Here is a 14,476-nt window from a genome sequence, read left to right as displayed (position 1 = left end):
CATCTATCGCGCGGCGGCGGCAGCGTGCAAGGCCGCTCGTGACCAGAGGCGGAACCTGGCGCGCACTTGCCGAGCCATATTCCTCACCCGCTTCCAACCGGAATGCTTTCACCGCAAAAGTCTGGCGCATGCCCGATCTTGAATGGCCGTGGTGCCGCTCCGAAAATTTTTTTGGGCGACCTCTTGAACAAAAAAACCGTGATTCCCAGATCGTTTTCCGTCGAGGCTTCGGCTCGACATACCGCGCCGCAGCAGCGCTGCGGCGACCCGTAAACCATGTTGCTTCACGGAGGATATGGCTATGAGAAGCTTTGATTATTCCCCTCTTTACCGCACCACCGTCGGCTTCGACCGGCTGTTCGACATGCTCGAAAACAGCGTCCGCTCCGACTGGCCTCCCTACAACATCGAGAAGAATGGCGACAACGACTATCGCATCACCATGGCCGTCGCCGGCTTCGGTCCTGACGAAGTGGACCTTGTGCAGAACGGCCCTGAATTGTCCGTAATCGGACAGAGGAAGCCTGATCAGCAAAATCTGGAAATCCTCCACCGCGGCCTCGCGATAGGCAACTTCAAGCAGGTGTTCAAACTTGCAGACCACGTCAAGGTCAAGGCGGCCAATATCCATAATGGCCTGCTGTCGGTGGACTTGGTCCGCGAAGTGCCCGAGGAACTCAAGCCTCGGCGCATCGAGATCCGCTCCGAAGCCAGAGCGGTTCCGCTTCAGGAGAGCGGCAGCAAGCAGTCCATGGATGCAGAGCTGCAACGCAAGGTCGCCTGATACTGGCAACCTCAGTCTGTGGTCCGCCTCCCGGGCCGGGAGGCACAGATCGCGGAGAATGGAGATGAGATACGAATCTGACTGTGTTCATGAATTCAGACCGGCAGATCACGCAGAGGAATTCGCTGCCCTGCGTACGCCCGAGGACGTCCTGAACGAGGACATGACGGTCGGCGAGAAGAGGGCTTTGCTCGCCTTCTGGGCTTCAGACGCCAATGCGGTTCCCGACAATCCCACCCTACGCCAATTGGACAGCGGTGCCATTGCGCAGGTCAGCGAGATTCTTCTTGCGCTCCACACCCTGGACGAGATTGGCCGCAAGCCGCCGGCCAGGGCGCCGTTTGACCGCAGTCCGTCTTCAGGCCGGCGTCGAAACAAAACGAGGCGTAGCTGGCTGCGATACCCCTGGCGAGACGACGATGACGATGATCCGCCGCCGGTTCCGGCCTATGCCGGTGTCCCGCCCAGATGTGGAGATGGCGGCATGTTCGCGGAGCTTGAGCATGCCGTTGCGTGAAAAGCTGAACCAGCAAACCAAATCGCTCAACCGAATGGAGGACCATATGGGCGACAGGACGTTCGATCGACCAGTGTTGGTTAGGAATGGTCAGTTCATTCAAGAAATAGGAAGTCTTGATGACGCATTCGATTTCCTGGACGAGTGGCCGCGGGAACGTCGGGGTCCGATTTTCGAGACGGCCTTCCGGGCTTGCCAGCGTGCTTACGACGGTCAGATACCCCTGTCGGTCGCGCGCGATGCCGTCGCTGGGTTCGCGAGATCCGTCAAGATCCTGCAGGAGCCGCTTGCTCCGCTCCCCTGGATGAGCGGCACCAAATCAGGCCGCGGTGGGGTAGCCGCCTAGCTGGGGCAACGGCAGCGGCCAGAGGTGTCGCTGTCACAGCCCGTCAAGGCGCTCCTCTTAGGCAATCGGCCTTTCCGGGGCTCCGACTGCAAGAAGATCAATCTCAGCCTCGTCTTCGCCGGCCAGACCGTTGGCATCAAACAGGTCGAAGACCATATCTGGCTGGCGAGCTTCATGGCCTACGATTTGGGATACTTCGATGATGAGACATGCAGGCTCGAACCACTCCAAAACCCCGTCGGGCCAAAAGTGTTACCCATGTCTCCGGTATAAACCGTAACCTATGTGTCCGGAACGGACCTTGGAAATGTTGGCTCCCCGGGCCGGATTCGAACCAGCGACCAACCGGTTAACAGCCGCATTTAGCATCCACTCATAGAGCACATTACCGGTTGGCCGGTCACCTCTGGAACCCTTGATTTATATGGCGTCCCGATTGCCTATTGCCTTTTAGCGCACACTAGGGCTACATATGCAGGACAGTTGATTTGTAGCCCTGATGTAGCCCGGAGGCTCCTATGGCAAAAGTTTCCCTGACCGACTTCAAGGTGAAGAGCCTCAAGAAGGCGCCCGCCGGCAAGCGCTACGATGTGATGGACTCCGAGGCCAGGGGGCTAGGGGTTCGCGTCAACGACAAGGGTGAGCGCACCTTCATTTTCTACAGCCGCTTTCCTGGCAAGTCGGCACCGGAGCGCCGTGTCATAGGCGAATACGTCGAACCTGACGAAAACGGCCAGCATCCGGCAATGTCGCTGGCAGAGGCCCGCAAGAAAGCTGGCGAGTGGCGCGGGCTGATCAAGAGCGGTGTCGATCCCAAGGTGAAGGATGAGGAAGCGCGAACGGCGCAAAAGATTTCCGCTGCTCAGAAGCTCGACCGTACCTTTGAGACGGTGCTGGACCGGTACATCAAAGCTCGGCGCCGTGACGGCATCCGCAAGGTCAACGAGGACGAGAAGGACTTCAACCGGGAATGCCTGCCTAAGTGGAAGGGTAGGGATGTTGCCGGCCTGACCATGACCGAGATCATGCAGGTGGTCGATGGCATCGCCGCTCGCGGTAAGCAGCGCCAGGCGCTCAACATTTCGCAGAAGATCGGCACATTTTTTAACTGGTGCGTCGATGACGAGGTGATTGGGGTTTCGCCTTATCGCGCTAAGAAGGTGCGCACAGCGATAGGGCAGAAGCGCCGCCGTGACCGCACTTTGAACGATGCCGAGTTGCGGGCCTTCTGGAAAGCCACAGACGGGACGGTTGAGGATCTTGGCGAGGTTGTGAGCGCGGTGTACCGCCTGCTGCTGCTAAGTGGCCAGCGCCTCAACGATATCGCGGAGGCTTCATGGCTAGAACTGGATGCGAAGAAACAAGTGCTGACGATTCCGGCCGAGCGCTTCAAGTCGGAGCGTGACCACACGGTGCCGGTCACCGATGACGCTATGGCGATAATTGAAAAGCTGCCCCGGTTCAAGAAATGCGACTGGATGTTTTCACTCGACGGGCAGGGATCGGTCACGGTCGGCGACAAGGTCAAGAAGCGCCTCGACGCTGCGATGCTCGCCGAGTTGAAAAAGCATGATTCGGAGGCGACCCTGCCGCACTGGATCAATCATGACATTCGCCGCACAGTGCGCACTAGGCTTTCCGAACTGGACGTGATGGACGAGGTTGCTGAAGCTGTCATCGGGCACGTGCCCACGGAGCTCGTCCGCACCTATAACCAGTCCGACCGCATGAAGGTGAAGCGGGATGCCCTTACCCGCTGGCAGGGCGCGCTGAATGTCATCGTAGGCAAGGGCAATGCCGACAACGTCATCCCGATGCGAGGCGCCAGTGTCTGACATCGAAGCCCTCCGCCGCCGGCTGGCGGCTGCTCTCGTAGCAGAGGGCGACGACAACGACACGCCCGAGCGGGCGCGCGTCAGGAAGGGACTCGGCGCCGTGCTGGATTTCCTTAGAGACGCCGACATCGATGTCAGCCTCAGGGCCGATCTGCACCGGCTCTACGCGGCCCTGGAGGATATCAGCCAAGGGCGCACAAACGCGCTTTTGGAGCCTGCCGGCATGCAGCCTGGAACTCCGAAAAAGAAATCCTTCGATGCGAACCACGAGACGATGGCGGCGGCGGCAGTCACCATCTTGAAAAACGATGGGTGGAAGCTTGACGACGCGCTTGGCTATGTCTCGGCGGCGCTTCGCCTCGATAGGGGCGCGCTCGCTGATTATCGGAAGAACCTCACAAGCCGAAAGATACGCGGCATCCACGCTGACAGCTATGCCCAATGGCTCAATGATCGGAAGGCTTATCCTCACCGCTCGGCGGTCGAACACGTCGCGGTGATGATCGAGATAGGCAAGAAGTTCACGCCCGCGAAAGTGTAACTTCCAGTCTCTTTTTACCCCGGCACCGCTGGCACCTTAGGGGCGTTAGAAACCTCTAAGGAGCAACCGAAATGCCCCTCATTCCCTTGGCCGAACTGCCAGCCAAAGGCATCACGTATTCCCGGAATTACCTGGACAGGCTGATCAAGGAAGGCCGCTTTCCGAAGCCCGTTTTCCTGTCGCCCAGGCGCCGCGCCTTCATCGAGACTGAGATTGACGAGTGGGTGAAAACCCGCGTTGAGCAGCGCGAGGTGGCATGATGCACCTCGAAACAGAAACCGCCGCCCCGACTGGCATCGGGAACGGCGGCAAGGATAACGTTTCACCCCGCAAATCTAACCGCTCTCGCTGGCATTCGCAAGAGAAGTGGGCCGCCGATCATCCTCTTGAGGTGTGGGCGCACTACTGCCTCGGCGTCGGCCTGAAACGTGGCCTGATCATTCGTGAGGCCTGTGAAGTTTGCGGTGCCGACGACACTGACGGCCATCACGAGGATTACCAGAAGCCGCTGGATGTCCGTTGGCTCTGCCGCCGGCACCACAAGGCTGAGCATCGGCGCCTAAAGTGCGAGGCGACCGGATGAGCAACACTCGCAACTTCACCATGGTTGCGCCTGGGCTTCACAGCTCCAGGCGTTTCCTGGCCCTCGATGACAGCCGGCGCGCGCTGTTCTTCTATCTGCTCACCAGCCCGCACCAGACCAGCTGCGGCTGCTCTCAGATTCGGCCCGGCTATGCCTGCGCTGATCTCGGTCCGGGCTGGCCGGAACCGAAGTATCAGACCTGTCTCGCCGACTTGGAGGGCGCCGGCCTCATCATCACTGATCCCGACACCAACGAGATCTATATCGATCGCTGGTTCAAGCATAACTCCAAGGGCTCGTGGAAGTACGCCAAGGCCATCCAGAGCCAGATCGACAAGATCGAAAGCGAGATGCTCCGGGAGAAGGTGAACGCCGACTTCGCCGCCACCGAACTTGGGCAAGCCGCCTACGAGGCTGGCGAGGCTGACAGAGCCGCCGATCGGCCGACACCGGCCAACGTCTCAAATCACCTGCTGAACACCGGCCTTATGCGACGAGGAAGATAGGGCATGGATAGGGTATCGAATGACAATCGATATACGGAGACGGAGACCGATACGGAAACCGAGATTGAGACCATACGCATACGAAAAACCGAAAGAGAGACTTTAGAGGCTCGCTTGGGAAAAAGAGGCTGGGCAATCCGAGTTTCAGAGCGAACTGCCGTAGCTGATCCCGAAGAGACAGGCTATCCGGCGACATTTTTTTGCACATGCCTGTTGGGCGCTGTTGGCCTCTTTGGTGGCCTAAACCGGCTTAGCACCGGTTGGTCAGCTAGCATCAAGCTCTTGTAAACGTTGCATTTTGCTGCAAATGTGTAGGCATCTGATTTGCTCTGGGCTACATCGGGGCTACAGTTGGAGCGTGACATGGCGAAAACGAAGCCCATCCCTAAGCCCCAGGCCGGCACCCGCGTTGGCAACGGCAAAGACATCCTTGCTGGCCTCGATCATCGCTCCGTTGTCATGCGCCGCTACCGCGAGATTCTGAGCCAGCTTGTCACCGACATGGGCGGCGATCCTTCCGAAGCCAAGAGCATCATTGCCAAGCGTAGCGCCACGCTCGCTGTGTGGTGTGAGCAGGCAGAAGCCACGATGGCTGAAAGCGGCGATATCGACATAGGCGAGTTCACCACGGCAACGAACGCATTGCGCCGCTTGCTGGTGGATATCGGCCTGGAGCGCAAGGCCAAGGACATCACGCCGACGCTCAAGCAATACCTTGAAGGGCAGGCCGCGTGACAGTCTCCCCAGCCATCACCATCGACAAGGCGCTGAGAGACCCGAATCTGTTGGGTGCTGCTCTCGGCACCTCACCGACCTGGGACACGTGGATTGCCATTCTCCGGGCCGCCTATGGCCTGCCGTTGAGCGATGGCGAGCGCGTGGCCTTCGATGCCGTCTCTGGTGGCAGGGAACCACCCAAGGGCCGCGTTCGTGAGCTGTGGTGCATCATCGGCCGTCGCTCGGGCAAGTCACGCATTGCGGCCGCCCTGGCCTCGTTCATTGCAGCCTTCAACGAGCATCAAGACAAGCTCTCGCCGGGTGAAGTCGGGACCATCCTCGTGCTGGCCGCATCCCGTGTGCAGGCCGCATCGGTCTTCAATTACATCCGGGCTTTCTTCGAGTCCTCCAAGATCCTCAGTCAGCTTATCGAGACCGTGACCGCCGATGAGATCAGGCTGCACGGAAACATCGCTGTTGGCGTTCATACCAACTCGCACAAGACGGTTCGTGGTCGAACGCTGCTTGCCTGTGTCTTTGACGAGGTGGGCTTCTGGCGTGACGAGACGACATCGCTGCCCGACGTTGAGACCTATCGCGCGGTGCTGCCGGCACTGGCCACGACCAAGGGCATGTTGATTGGTATCAGCTCACCCTATGCCCAGAGGGGATTGCTGTACACCAAGCACCGCGATTGCTTCGGCAAGGACGACAGCAACGTGCTGGTGGTGCAGGCCGCAACGAAAATCCTCAATCCGACGATCGATCAGACCATCATCGATCAGGCCCACATTGACGACCCGGAAGCGGCTGCGGCGGAATGGGACGCACACTTCAGGGGCGATCTGTCCACCTTCGTTGACAGGGCCGTGGTGGAGCGCTGCGTCGATCCTGGAGTGAAAGAGCGCCCTTACGAGCGGGCTTACCGCTACGTGGCCTTTTGTGACCCGTCCGGCGGCGCTCACGATTCGATGACGATGGGTGTAGCGCACAGGGAAGGCGATCTGGCCTTGCTGGACTGTGTCCGGGAAGTCCCGCCGCCCTTTGCCCCGGCAGATGTGGTTTCAGAGTTCTGCCGGGTGCTGCACGCCTACAAAATCACTTCCGTGACCGGTGACCGCTATGCCGGCGCCTGGGTGTCCGATGCCTTCAGGAAAGAGGGCATCCGCTACATTTCCTCAGAACGGAGTCGCTCGGAAATCTACCTGGACGCGCTGCCCGGCTTGATGGGCGCGCGATATTCCCTGCTCGATAACATCCGGCTCGTCAGTCAGATTTCGCAATTGGAGCGCCGCACTACCCGAACCGGCCGCGACAGCATCGACCACATGGCCGGCGCTTCCGATGACCTTTGCAATGCCGCGCTCGGCGCCCTGGTGCATGCGCCCAATGCCGGGCGCTCTGCTTCTCCTGCCCTCTCGAACGGCCAGAGGCCGACCGTCAACCTAGGCTATCCCGGCACGAAAAAGCGGATGCTGGCGAGGCCTTCAACCCCGGTGAGATGATGACCGACCTACCAACCCAACTTGCCGACGCAGAGGCCCGACTGGAGGCCGCCCGAAAGATGGCCGGTGTTGCTATGCTGGAGGGCCGCGACATCGACCATATGGCCATGATGGCGATCGAGGCCGAGATTGAAGGCATCCATGCTGCCGGCGGCGAGATTGCCCGGCGTGAGCGTGAGACAATCGCCACGGCGGAGAGAACCCGAATTGCCAGTCTCGAAGACAAGCTGAAGCGGCTGAACTCGGAGCGCTACGAGGCCGCGACAAAGGCTCAGGAGGCCGCAGAACAGCTTTGCGAAAACATCAAGCTGTGGCGGAGCATGAATGCCGATTGCGCCCGCGTGGTGCGGAGCCTGAACCCGAAAAACGGTGCCGGCATCCTGGACAATCCCGACACCGAAATCCGGATTTCCCGGATGTTGGCGCACGCCCTGAAGCCGGTCAGCGGCCTTCGCCGCCGGTTCGGCCTGATCTCTTTTCCAGAAGCGCCATTGGCCAGCGGCGACTGGGCTGAGACCGAGAAAAAGATAACCGAAGCCGCAATCCTGGCCGTCCTCAAAGGAGAAGACGCATGGTGACGAAAGCCCTTGAACTGATCGCCCTCATCGACAAAGGAGCCCTGTGATGGCCAAGACCGAATTGAACGCCAACGATCTGAAGCCGGCAGCGCGCCTTGCGCCCGTCATCGATCCCGCCCGCGTCACGCTGCAATCGACCGGTTTCATCTGGCGGGAATACATGGTCCGCTGTCCCGCCGATCTGGTTTCAGACGACCTGAAAGAGCCGGGCATCTGGCGACGGCTCCAGGGCTCGGGCGGTAGCAAGACGCTCAAGAAGCACGACCGCGTCTATATCGTCGCCTTCGATGAAACCTGGGTGGCGGAAGCGATCGTGGCGAGCGCCGACAACAAGGGCGCCGTGCTGGCGAAGCCCCGCCTGACGACCTTTCCCGAGCGCTACGACAAGCTCTTCAACGACGGCACCTACAAGATCGAATGGAACGGCTTCGGCTTCGTGGCGGTGCGCATCGCTGACGGTCACGTAATGACCCAGCCGACCGCGAACGTCGCCTTGGCCGAACGGCTCTTGGCGCTGCTCTATCCCCAGAGGGCTGCATAATGTCGAACGAACTCACAGTTTCGAATCCTGGCGCGGCTGGAGCAGGCTCCGCGACGGGTGAAGGCCTAACGACCGGTGTCCATCAGACGGGGATTGCCTCACCGTCTGGCGGCACCGGTCGTAAAGCTGAAATCGAACGCGCGATGCGGGAAGACTTCGACCTGTACGAAAGATCGGGCATGTCGGCGGAATATCGCCAGATCCTCGAATCCGAGCAGGCGCAAATAAACCCGGATTTGGTTAATCCGACCCAGCCGATGGATGCCGAACAGAGCCGGAATTTGCTATGTGGGTCACAAGCCGGCCGCCGGCTGGTTTCAGACTGGGACAGCCTTGGTGGGTTTCGCGTCCATCTTGGCAACGTCCAGCGTTCGGCTTCGGAAATCGTGCGCTCTCTAGGCGGCAACCGCGAACAGCGCGTGTTCATGGAGCATTTCGACCGTCACGTTCCCGAGCCCGCGCGCCTGGCTGTCTATGCGGAAATCGCCGCTGGTAGCATGTACGTCACACCGGCCACGGCGGCCGAGGTGAACAGCTTCGCAGCGACCCCGGCAGGGAAGGCCCTTGTGGCCGAATGGGGCGCCGATGCTGCTGCATGTGTCGCGCAGCTACGTGCCCGCGCCAAGCGCATTGACGACGGCCTGGATGAGGACGACGCGCACGAATTCTGGTTCTGGCTGGACGAGCAGACGCCAGCGACAGCAGCGGCGATCTTCCGCAAGATGGCGGGGTGACTGACTCATGGCCGAAGATCCGATCGTCAACGTACTCCAGCAGAACGGTGTCCAGGACTGGCATACCGACGATCTGGAGAACGCCACCGCCGCTGATTACGTCAACGTCAAGATAGGAGACGAGTGGCACCAGCAAGGCGCCATGCGGCTCGGCGGCTCGATCTATGGGCCGAACGATCGGATGAACTTCGGCGGGCAGCTCACGGCTGCGAAGTATGAGCCGATGACACGGCGCGGGTTGCTCGAATCCGCATTGAACCAGCCCCTAAGCATCTTCTCGACCCTGGAGCAGAGCGCACGGCAAGGCGTGCTGGACAGCTACGTCCTGGGGACGATCTTGCGCCACAGCACGTTGCCTGAGGAAGCGCCGGTCCAGGAAAGCGTCGGGCCGGATGGAAAGGCCATTGTCGGAACCGGTGATGTCTACATCCCACCCGATGTCGGCGCGCGGGATGCCTTCATGGGCAATTGGGGCGACACTCCGGCTCAGCTTGAGCAGCGTCGGAATTCGCTCGGAGCCATGACTGAGGATCAGTACAAGGCCTCTCCCTGGTTCCGAAAGGACATTCCTTACGATCCCGGCATGACGGAGACGCGGGCGGCGGCACTAGCGCAGATGTACGACATAAAAGCGGTACGGGACTTCTATGCGCAGAAGCGTCCCTTCGCCGCTTTCATTGGCGGCCTTGCCGGCCAGGCGCTCGACCCGATCAATTACATTCCGGTCTTTGGGCCGGAGGTGAAGGCGGCGGCCATCGCGAGATTCGGGCTGGCAGGACGCATGGCCACCAATGCCGCCGAAGCAGCGATCAACACAGGTGTCGCTGATGTCGTCACCAGGAATATGCGCGTGCAACTTGGCGACGATGTGTCATGGGAAAACACGGTCTCCTCAATGGCAATGGCCGCTCTCATCGGCGGCGGATTCGGCCTCCTGCACGGTGCGATCGAAGGTCGTACGCCGCGCGTCGATCCTCAAATCCGCGCCCGGACGGAAGAGAACCTATCGACCCTGAAGAACATCCAGGAGGCCCGCATTGCCCTGAATGAAGGCATTGACGCAGTTGTGCATGGCGAGGACGTGAACCTCAGCCCGAATGCCACCGAACCGCTGGCCCGGATCACCAATGACGTGCAGCGCATGGAAGCCACCCGCCTTGCTACGGTTGACGCGGCGCCAGTCACCAAGCCAGCAACGATGGAAGATGTGGCGGCATCGTATCGGGTGGTTGCGGATGCCAACCCCCAGCTTGACCCGACCGTCAGCCCGTCACAGTTCGATAGCCTGATGATCGCGGATCTTCAGTCCAAAGGCTTCGATGCCATTGCCGGCGACGAGAAGGCCCGGCCGATGCCGCTGTCCTTCAATCCAGCGACAATCGATGTGCCGGTGGTGACCAAGAGTCAGTCGGTGATCGACCCCACGTTGAAGCCGGGAAGCCCCGAATTTGTCGCGGCTGTGGCGAAGCAAGGGGCGAAGCAGTCAGAGGCCAGGATCGCGCAGCTCACCCGGCAACAAGAGATCGGCAACCGGATGCACAATCGTCTGGTGCGGTGGCTCGATGCCACGACTGGGATTGGTGTCGGCTTCGGTCGCTTCGACAATCACAACATGCTGCCCGAACTGATCGCCTACCATCAGCGGGAGATCGCCGCCGCGTCAAAGGCGGTTGATACGCAACGCCCGGCTCCTGAAGCCCTGCCAGACGGCATCAAGGAGGCACAGGCACGGGTTTCCAGGCCGGAAGACTTGGCCGCTCAATACCACGTCGATCCGAAGACCGGAGCCTTCAAGGAAGAGGCCGATCTGCGCCAGTTAGCTGATGAGGGCAGGCTTTCCGAAGACGATCTTCGGACCATGGAAGAGGCACACACCCAATTCGACCAGGCGACCGCGTACGGGGAGGCTTTGAAGTCCCTCGCTAGCTGCCTGATCTGAAAGCCGATCCGCGCACTCGTCGGGCGGCAGGGCCCTGGTTCGCGCCATTGCAGGCTTCCATGTGAAATCCAATTTCACAAGGTCCGACGTCACAGAAGCACCACATACAGCGCCATAATGTGGTTACGGTAGGCGCTGTACAAGGCACGTCGACCAACGTCTCCAATCACGCAGGTTGTGACAATCCCGCACTTTCGCGGGTGTTGAAACGCATGTAAAAGCCACTACGTAACACGACGAAAGAGTGAAACCATTCACCACCTGTTCACCGCAAATGACGCACAATGAGTGCAACCTGACCGACGCAGGGGCGTTGATTGGGCATAGGATACGTGCTTTGATGTACCACATGGAACTGATGGAGTGGACAATGGCAGCCCCGATTAGGAAGACCGTGGACACGTCCGCGTCGTCGTCCAACGGCGACCGGCGCTTCCCACCCGAGTCTTACCTCTACGATGATGACGTGACGCCGGAAGCAGTGGAAATTATGCGCCAGAAGGCTGCAAAAACCATTGAATCCCAGGAGTGGGAAGTCGTGGATGGCTTCGCCTACTCCGCCTAAGTGGCTAACGCAGCCGCCAACGGCTTTCGATTTGGTGACTGCGAGATTCCCTGAGTCAAATCCCAAGGGCGAGCTTCGGCTTCGCCCTTGTTTAGTTCTGAACGTACTCCGGGGCAAGACAGACGGGGCGATAGCCTGCAGGGTCGCCTACGGAACCAAAAACCTAAAATTCATCCAGCGCAAAACGCTGGACATAATTGTCCAAAACCATGACGACCTCGATTCAATGGGGCTGTCGATGGCGACTCGCTTCGATCTTGATCCCAAGAACGTCGCGGTCCTTCCCTGGACAGAGGAGTATTTTGGGTGCTGGACCGGATATCAGCATCCCAAAATCGGCGCCCTTTCTGAGGACTACATCAAGACCTACGCTTACATCATGGCCCTAAGAGAAGCCAATAAGCCAGCCTGACCCTTGGCGGCGGTGGGCCTGGTCAGGGCGACCCGCCTCCACCGTTGGAGATTCTATTCATCTGCCGCGTTTCGTAACGCCGCTCGGGTCGTGGAAGCGTTCTTCAGTATGCCCGCAGTTATCACACTTGAGGGAGCGCGTCTGGACACCGGCAAAAGCGAAGTGTTCGTGAGGCTTCGAGGCCACCACCTTTAGGCGGCCTTCATTGCAAAGGGCGCACGCTTCACCAGAAGACAGCGTGGCAATTTTTTCTTCGAGTCGCTTTATCTGCTGGTCTCGGTCGTGGATGGTCTCTCTTGCATCTGACAGGGCTATCTTAACATCAGCCAAGGTGCTGTAGAGATCAGCCATCTGTGCTTTAAGAGCGGCTTGGTCAAAGCCTTTGTCGATGTCCCGGAGGTCTTTCACGATCCCCGTTGCTTGAGCCAGCAGTTGTAGGCCAGTCGCAATATCCATTGTTCTTCCCCCCTTTGCCGGCGCTACATGAGCACCTTGCAGGAGCAAAAACAACTCGCTTCCCGGCGAAGGGCGCGCTTGAAAAATTAACCGATGGAGAGCATTGTTGCCAGCGGAGCCTAGAAACTCCCGCTGATGGCCTTTGCCGGGCCTAGGCAACCAGAGCGGTGGCGAGGCGATCCTTGCCGGGATCTTATTTGCCACCGAAACGACCGTGCTGATTTGCCGTCAGCGCGACCGGCACCACTATGCCGGGAAGGCGACGGCAATACAATACCCGCAAGGGAAAGGCCGTCGCGCATGGTCTCTGGCCATGTTTCTAGCTTCCCGGCGCCAGTGCTGACCGCTGGCACCAGGCCCTAGAAAGCCTGTAATCCAGAGAACCATCATGACCTATGCAGCAATCGTGCTGTTGCTCTTCGCAGCAGCCTTACGCACGCGCCTCGGGCGCCTTCACCTCGCAATAAGACTGCTCCGCCTCTCCAATGCCCTCCACAGGGCTGGAAGCAACATCATTGAGCATGTCGAGCGGGAGAAGCAGCCATGAACGCGCACATAAGGACTCTGAAGCCCTTCGCGATGCCGAAGGGGATGGACCCGCGCACATGGCGGCAGACCATCGAAAAGGAACTCAACGCGCTCTTCGACAAGGCCACGGCGCTCATCACCGCGCTCGATGTGATGGAGGCGGACGGCGAAGACCTGGAGGACGGCGCCGACGCCGAACCCTGGCTCGGATGGGGTGAGCGTGGGCCGGGAGGCACCATGTCTTTCCAGGATGGGCGGGGAAGCGCCTATGACGATCGCGAGGAAGAAAACGAGCACGGCGGCGATATCCTGGACGAAGGCGAGCCGTCACTCGGCTGGACGCATCATATCGACCAGCGGCTCTGCATGAAGGTCGATGATTCCGCCTGGGTCGAGGACGGCGAGGAGGACGGTGGCGACTGCCGGGAAGGCGATGACGAGAGGGAGCAACCCGAACATGTCTGACGTCTTCAACCAGATCGCAGCCCGTGCCGAGGCCGAAGCCGAGAAGATCATGCTGGAGATTGAGGTGCTGGCGAACGTCATTGCCGAGAAGATGCAGCACCTCCACGGCGACCGTTGCCGCTTTCATATCAGCCACGAGCACGGCTTTGTAATGGTGGTGGTGCAAAACCGCTGATCAAGTGGAAAACATTTCCACATGGCCCGCTGCCTCACGGTGGCGGGCTTTTCAATGAGCGATGCCGAAGGCCCGCAGTATCTCAACAACCGCCACAAGGACCGTGGCGATTGTTGCTGCCAGCGCCATGCCCCGCTCGAAAGTTCCGAGGCGCTTAACGGTCGCCAGTTCTTGGCCATCCCAATAGAGCTGATTGGTCACCGGATGCATTCCGAGCAGAGTAAGACCCTCAAGGCTGGTCACCTTGATTCCTGCTGGCCACTCGGGAGGCGGTGCGTCCGACGCATAGCGATTCGCTCTGATCTGCGCCCAGTCGATCATCAACCCCTCCCAAATGTAGCCCTAGGTGTAGCCCAAAGCAGCAAAAGCGATATATTCGGGCGGGCTAGAACGTCTGCTAAGTGTTTGAAAATGTTTGGCTCCCCGGGCCGGATTCGAACCAGCGACCAACCGGTTAACAGCCGGTTGCTCTACCACTGAGCTACCGGGGAACGGAGGCTCTTTGAGCAATTGGCGCAGCCTATAGCAAACCCGTTTCGGCTTTGCAAAGAAGCATTTCGCATTTTTCCGAGACTTTTTCGCGCAGCGGTTTCTCGCAATCGGCCTTGGCCGCCCTCATATTAGTCGTCTTGGTGACGGCGCGGAACCGAAAGGGCGGTCGCAGCTTTCGTAAAATGACATTATCGAGCCCCCAGACAGGCAGTTCTTCGCGATGACGGCAGCGGACGAAAACCGGATAGCAGCACGAA

21 protein-coding genes, 1 tRNA gene and 1 pseudogene are annotated in these 14,476 nt (G+C 59.8%); 19 read left to right on the top strand and 4 right to left on the bottom strand.

The features are described from left to right. The 17 genes from EOA36_RS37720 to EOA36_RS37715 all read left to right on the top strand — a co-directional run. On the top strand, nt 1-305 hold a 305-nt coding region (locus EOA36_RS37720), incomplete at its 5' end, for a hypothetical protein (protein WP_210212414.1). Next, complete coding sequence (locus EOA36_RS10235; RefSeq protein ID WP_127277412.1) at nt 302-784, top strand: Hsp20 family protein; 483 nt, start codon at nt 302-304, stop codon at nt 782-784. The genes EOA36_RS37720 and EOA36_RS10235, both read left to right, overlap by 4 nt. A 64-nt stretch (nt 785-848) precedes the next feature. Continuing rightward, nucleotides 849-1,301: a hypothetical protein gene (locus EOA36_RS10230; protein WP_127277410.1), complete on the top strand. Its 453-nt coding sequence runs from the start codon at nt 849-851 to the stop codon at nt 1,299-1,301. A gap of 46 nt (nt 1,302-1,347) precedes the next feature. Beyond that, nucleotides 1,348-1,647: a DUF982 domain-containing protein gene (locus EOA36_RS10225; RefSeq protein WP_127277414.1), complete on the top strand. Its 300-nt coding sequence runs from the start codon at nt 1,348-1,350 to the stop codon at nt 1,645-1,647. Nucleotides 1,648-2,165: 518 nt separating this feature from the next. Continuing rightward, nucleotides 2,166-3,482 (top strand): site-specific integrase, encoded by a 1,317-nt coding sequence (locus tag EOA36_RS10215; RefSeq protein ID WP_127277407.1) that lies wholly within the window; start codon nt 2,166-2,168, stop codon nt 3,480-3,482. Next, nucleotides 3,475-4,023, top strand: coding sequence for a hypothetical protein (locus EOA36_RS10210; protein ID WP_127277405.1), 549 nt, complete (start codon nt 3,475-3,477; stop codon nt 4,021-4,023). Before EOA36_RS10215 ends, EOA36_RS10210 begins: the two co-directional genes overlap by 8 nt. Nucleotides 4,024-4,094: 71 nt before the next feature. Beyond that, the gene (locus EOA36_RS10205; RefSeq protein ID WP_127277403.1) at nt 4,095-4,283 is read left to right on the top strand and encodes an AlpA family phage regulatory protein; all 189 of its coding nucleotides are present in this window, start codon (nt 4,095-4,097) and stop codon (nt 4,281-4,283) included. Beyond that, complete coding sequence (locus tag EOA36_RS10200) at nt 4,280-4,606, top strand: hypothetical protein (protein ID WP_127277401.1); 327 nt, start codon at nt 4,280-4,282, stop codon at nt 4,604-4,606. Before EOA36_RS10205 ends, EOA36_RS10200 begins: the two co-directional genes overlap by 4 nt. Next, nucleotides 4,603-5,112 carry a hypothetical protein gene (locus EOA36_RS10195; RefSeq protein WP_127277399.1) on the top strand — a complete coding sequence of 170 codons (510 nt, stop codon included), beginning with the start codon at nt 4,603-4,605 and terminating at the stop codon, nt 5,110-5,112. The genes EOA36_RS10200 and EOA36_RS10195 overlap by 4 nt, the downstream gene beginning before the upstream one ends. Nucleotides 5,113-5,475: 363 nt before the next feature. Beyond that, nucleotides 5,476-5,847 carry a hypothetical protein gene (locus tag EOA36_RS10190; RefSeq protein ID WP_127277396.1) on the top strand — a complete coding sequence of 124 codons (372 nt, stop codon included), beginning with the start codon at nt 5,476-5,478 and terminating at the stop codon, nt 5,845-5,847. Next, the gene (locus EOA36_RS10185) at nt 5,844-7,334 is read left to right on the top strand and encodes a terminase (RefSeq protein ID WP_245464309.1); all 1,491 of its coding nucleotides are present in this window, start codon (nt 5,844-5,846) and stop codon (nt 7,332-7,334) included. Before EOA36_RS10190 ends, EOA36_RS10185 begins: the two co-directional genes overlap by 4 nt. After that, a complete protein-coding gene (locus EOA36_RS10180; RefSeq protein ID WP_127277394.1) occupies nt 7,331-7,912 on the top strand; it encodes a hypothetical protein in 582 nt (193 codons plus the stop codon). The genes EOA36_RS10185 and EOA36_RS10180 overlap by 4 nt, the downstream gene beginning before the upstream one ends. A gap of 46 nt (nt 7,913-7,958) precedes the next feature. Next, complete coding sequence (locus tag EOA36_RS10175) at nt 7,959-8,453, top strand: hypothetical protein (RefSeq protein ID WP_127277392.1); 495 nt, start codon at nt 7,959-7,961, stop codon at nt 8,451-8,453. Beyond that, nucleotides 8,453-9,187, top strand: a complete 735-nt coding sequence (locus EOA36_RS10170; protein WP_127277390.1) for a hypothetical protein — start codon at nt 8,453-8,455, stop codon at nt 9,185-9,187. Before EOA36_RS10175 ends, EOA36_RS10170 begins: the two co-directional genes overlap by 1 nt. A gap of 7 nt (nt 9,188-9,194) precedes the next feature. After that, nucleotides 9,195-11,126 carry a hypothetical protein gene (locus EOA36_RS10165; protein ID WP_127277387.1) on the top strand — a complete coding sequence of 644 codons (1,932 nt, stop codon included), beginning with the start codon at nt 9,195-9,197 and terminating at the stop codon, nt 11,124-11,126. Nucleotides 11,127-11,370: 244 nt separating this feature from the next. Continuing rightward, complete coding sequence (locus EOA36_RS10160) at nt 11,371-11,691, top strand: hypothetical protein (RefSeq protein ID WP_127277384.1); 321 nt, start codon at nt 11,371-11,373, stop codon at nt 11,689-11,691. 238 nt (nt 11,692-11,929) lie between these two features. Continuing rightward, entirely contained in the window at nt 11,930-12,103 is a 174-nt protein-coding gene (locus EOA36_RS37715; protein ID WP_210212413.1) for a hypothetical protein, read from the top strand. A gap of 57 nt (nt 12,104-12,160) precedes the next feature. Here the strand turns inward: EOA36_RS37715 and EOA36_RS10150 are convergent, their stop codons facing one another. Beyond that, on the bottom strand, nt 12,161-12,559 hold the full coding sequence (locus tag EOA36_RS10150; RefSeq protein WP_127277378.1) for a hypothetical protein: 399 nt from the start codon (nt 12,557-12,559) through the stop codon (nt 12,161-12,163). A gap of 543 nt (nt 12,560-13,102) precedes the next feature. On the opposite strand from EOA36_RS10150, the gene EOA36_RS10145 reads away from it, so the two are divergent. Both EOA36_RS10145 and EOA36_RS10140 read left to right on the top strand, forming a co-directional pair. Beyond that, nucleotides 13,103-13,552: a hypothetical protein gene (locus EOA36_RS10145; RefSeq protein ID WP_127277375.1), complete on the top strand. Its 450-nt coding sequence runs from the start codon at nt 13,103-13,105 to the stop codon at nt 13,550-13,552. Beyond that, nucleotides 13,545-13,727 (top strand): hypothetical protein, encoded by a 183-nt coding sequence (locus tag EOA36_RS10140; RefSeq protein ID WP_127277372.1) that lies wholly within the window; start codon nt 13,545-13,547, stop codon nt 13,725-13,727. The genes EOA36_RS10145 and EOA36_RS10140 overlap by 8 nt, the downstream gene beginning before the upstream one ends. A gap of 51 nt (nt 13,728-13,778) precedes the next feature. On the opposite strand, the gene EOA36_RS10135 is transcribed toward EOA36_RS10140, so the two are convergent. The 3 genes and pseudogenes from EOA36_RS10135 to EOA36_RS37710 form a co-directional block, all read right to left on the bottom strand. Beyond that, entirely contained in the window at nt 13,779-14,048 is a 270-nt protein-coding gene (locus tag EOA36_RS10135) for a hypothetical protein (protein ID WP_127277370.1), read from the bottom strand. 95 nt (nt 14,049-14,143) lie between these two features. Further along, nucleotides 14,144-14,218 (bottom strand) — tRNA-Asn (locus EOA36_RS10130). 29 nt (nt 14,219-14,247) lie between these two features. Next, nucleotides 14,248-14,476 (bottom strand): annotated as a pseudogene (locus EOA36_RS37710) (hypothetical protein); the annotation flags it as partial.

The sequence above is a fragment of the Mesorhizobium sp. M8A.F.Ca.ET.021.01.1.1 genome (assembly GCF_003998025.1).
Lineage (GTDB): Bacteria > Pseudomonadota > Alphaproteobacteria > Rhizobiales > Rhizobiaceae > Mesorhizobium.
This window is presented reverse-complemented; position numbering and strand designations above follow the sequence as displayed.

What these genes read in the sequence shown, in the direction of transcription:
- EOA36_RS10235 (WP_127277412.1), top strand. Translation starts at nt 302, where the DNA reads ATGAGAAGCTTTGATTATTCCCCTCTTTACCGCACCACCGTCGGCTTC.
- EOA36_RS10230 (WP_127277410.1), top strand. Translation starts at nt 849, where the DNA reads ATGAGATACGAATCTGACTGTGTTCATGAATTCAGACCGGCAGATCAC.
- EOA36_RS10225 (WP_127277414.1), top strand. Translation starts at nt 1,348, where the DNA reads ATGGGCGACAGGACGTTCGATCGACCAGTGTTGGTTAGGAATGGTCAG.
- EOA36_RS10215 (WP_127277407.1), top strand. Translation starts at nt 2,166, where the DNA reads ATGGCAAAAGTTTCCCTGACCGACTTCAAGGTGAAGAGCCTCAAGAAG.
- EOA36_RS10205 (WP_127277403.1), top strand. Translation starts at nt 4,095, where the DNA reads ATGCCCCTCATTCCCTTGGCCGAACTGCCAGCCAAAGGCATCACGTAT.
- EOA36_RS10200 (WP_127277401.1), top strand. Translation starts at nt 4,280, where the DNA reads ATGATGCACCTCGAAACAGAAACCGCCGCCCCGACTGGCATCGGGAAC.
- EOA36_RS10195 (WP_127277399.1), top strand. Translation starts at nt 4,603, where the DNA reads ATGAGCAACACTCGCAACTTCACCATGGTTGCGCCTGGGCTTCACAGC.
- EOA36_RS10190 (WP_127277396.1), top strand. Translation starts at nt 5,476, where the DNA reads ATGGCGAAAACGAAGCCCATCCCTAAGCCCCAGGCCGGCACCCGCGTT.
- EOA36_RS10180 (WP_127277394.1), top strand. Translation starts at nt 7,331, where the DNA reads ATGATGACCGACCTACCAACCCAACTTGCCGACGCAGAGGCCCGACTG.
- EOA36_RS10175 (WP_127277392.1), top strand. Translation starts at nt 7,959, where the DNA reads ATGGCCAAGACCGAATTGAACGCCAACGATCTGAAGCCGGCAGCGCGC.
- EOA36_RS10170 (WP_127277390.1), top strand. Translation starts at nt 8,453, where the DNA reads ATGTCGAACGAACTCACAGTTTCGAATCCTGGCGCGGCTGGAGCAGGC.
- EOA36_RS10165 (WP_127277387.1), top strand. Translation starts at nt 9,195, where the DNA reads ATGGCCGAAGATCCGATCGTCAACGTACTCCAGCAGAACGGTGTCCAG.
- EOA36_RS37715 (WP_210212413.1), top strand. Translation starts at nt 11,930, where the DNA reads ATGGCGACTCGCTTCGATCTTGATCCCAAGAACGTCGCGGTCCTTCCC.
- EOA36_RS10150 (WP_127277378.1), bottom strand. Translation starts at nt 12,559, where the DNA reads ATGGATATTGCGACTGGCCTACAACTGCTGGCTCAAGCAACGGGGATC.
- EOA36_RS10145 (WP_127277375.1), top strand. Translation starts at nt 13,103, where the DNA reads ATGAACGCGCACATAAGGACTCTGAAGCCCTTCGCGATGCCGAAGGGG.
- EOA36_RS10140 (WP_127277372.1), top strand. Translation starts at nt 13,545, where the DNA reads ATGTCTGACGTCTTCAACCAGATCGCAGCCCGTGCCGAGGCCGAAGCC.
- EOA36_RS10135 (WP_127277370.1), bottom strand. Translation starts at nt 14,048, where the DNA reads ATGATCGACTGGGCGCAGATCAGAGCGAATCGCTATGCGTCGGACGCA.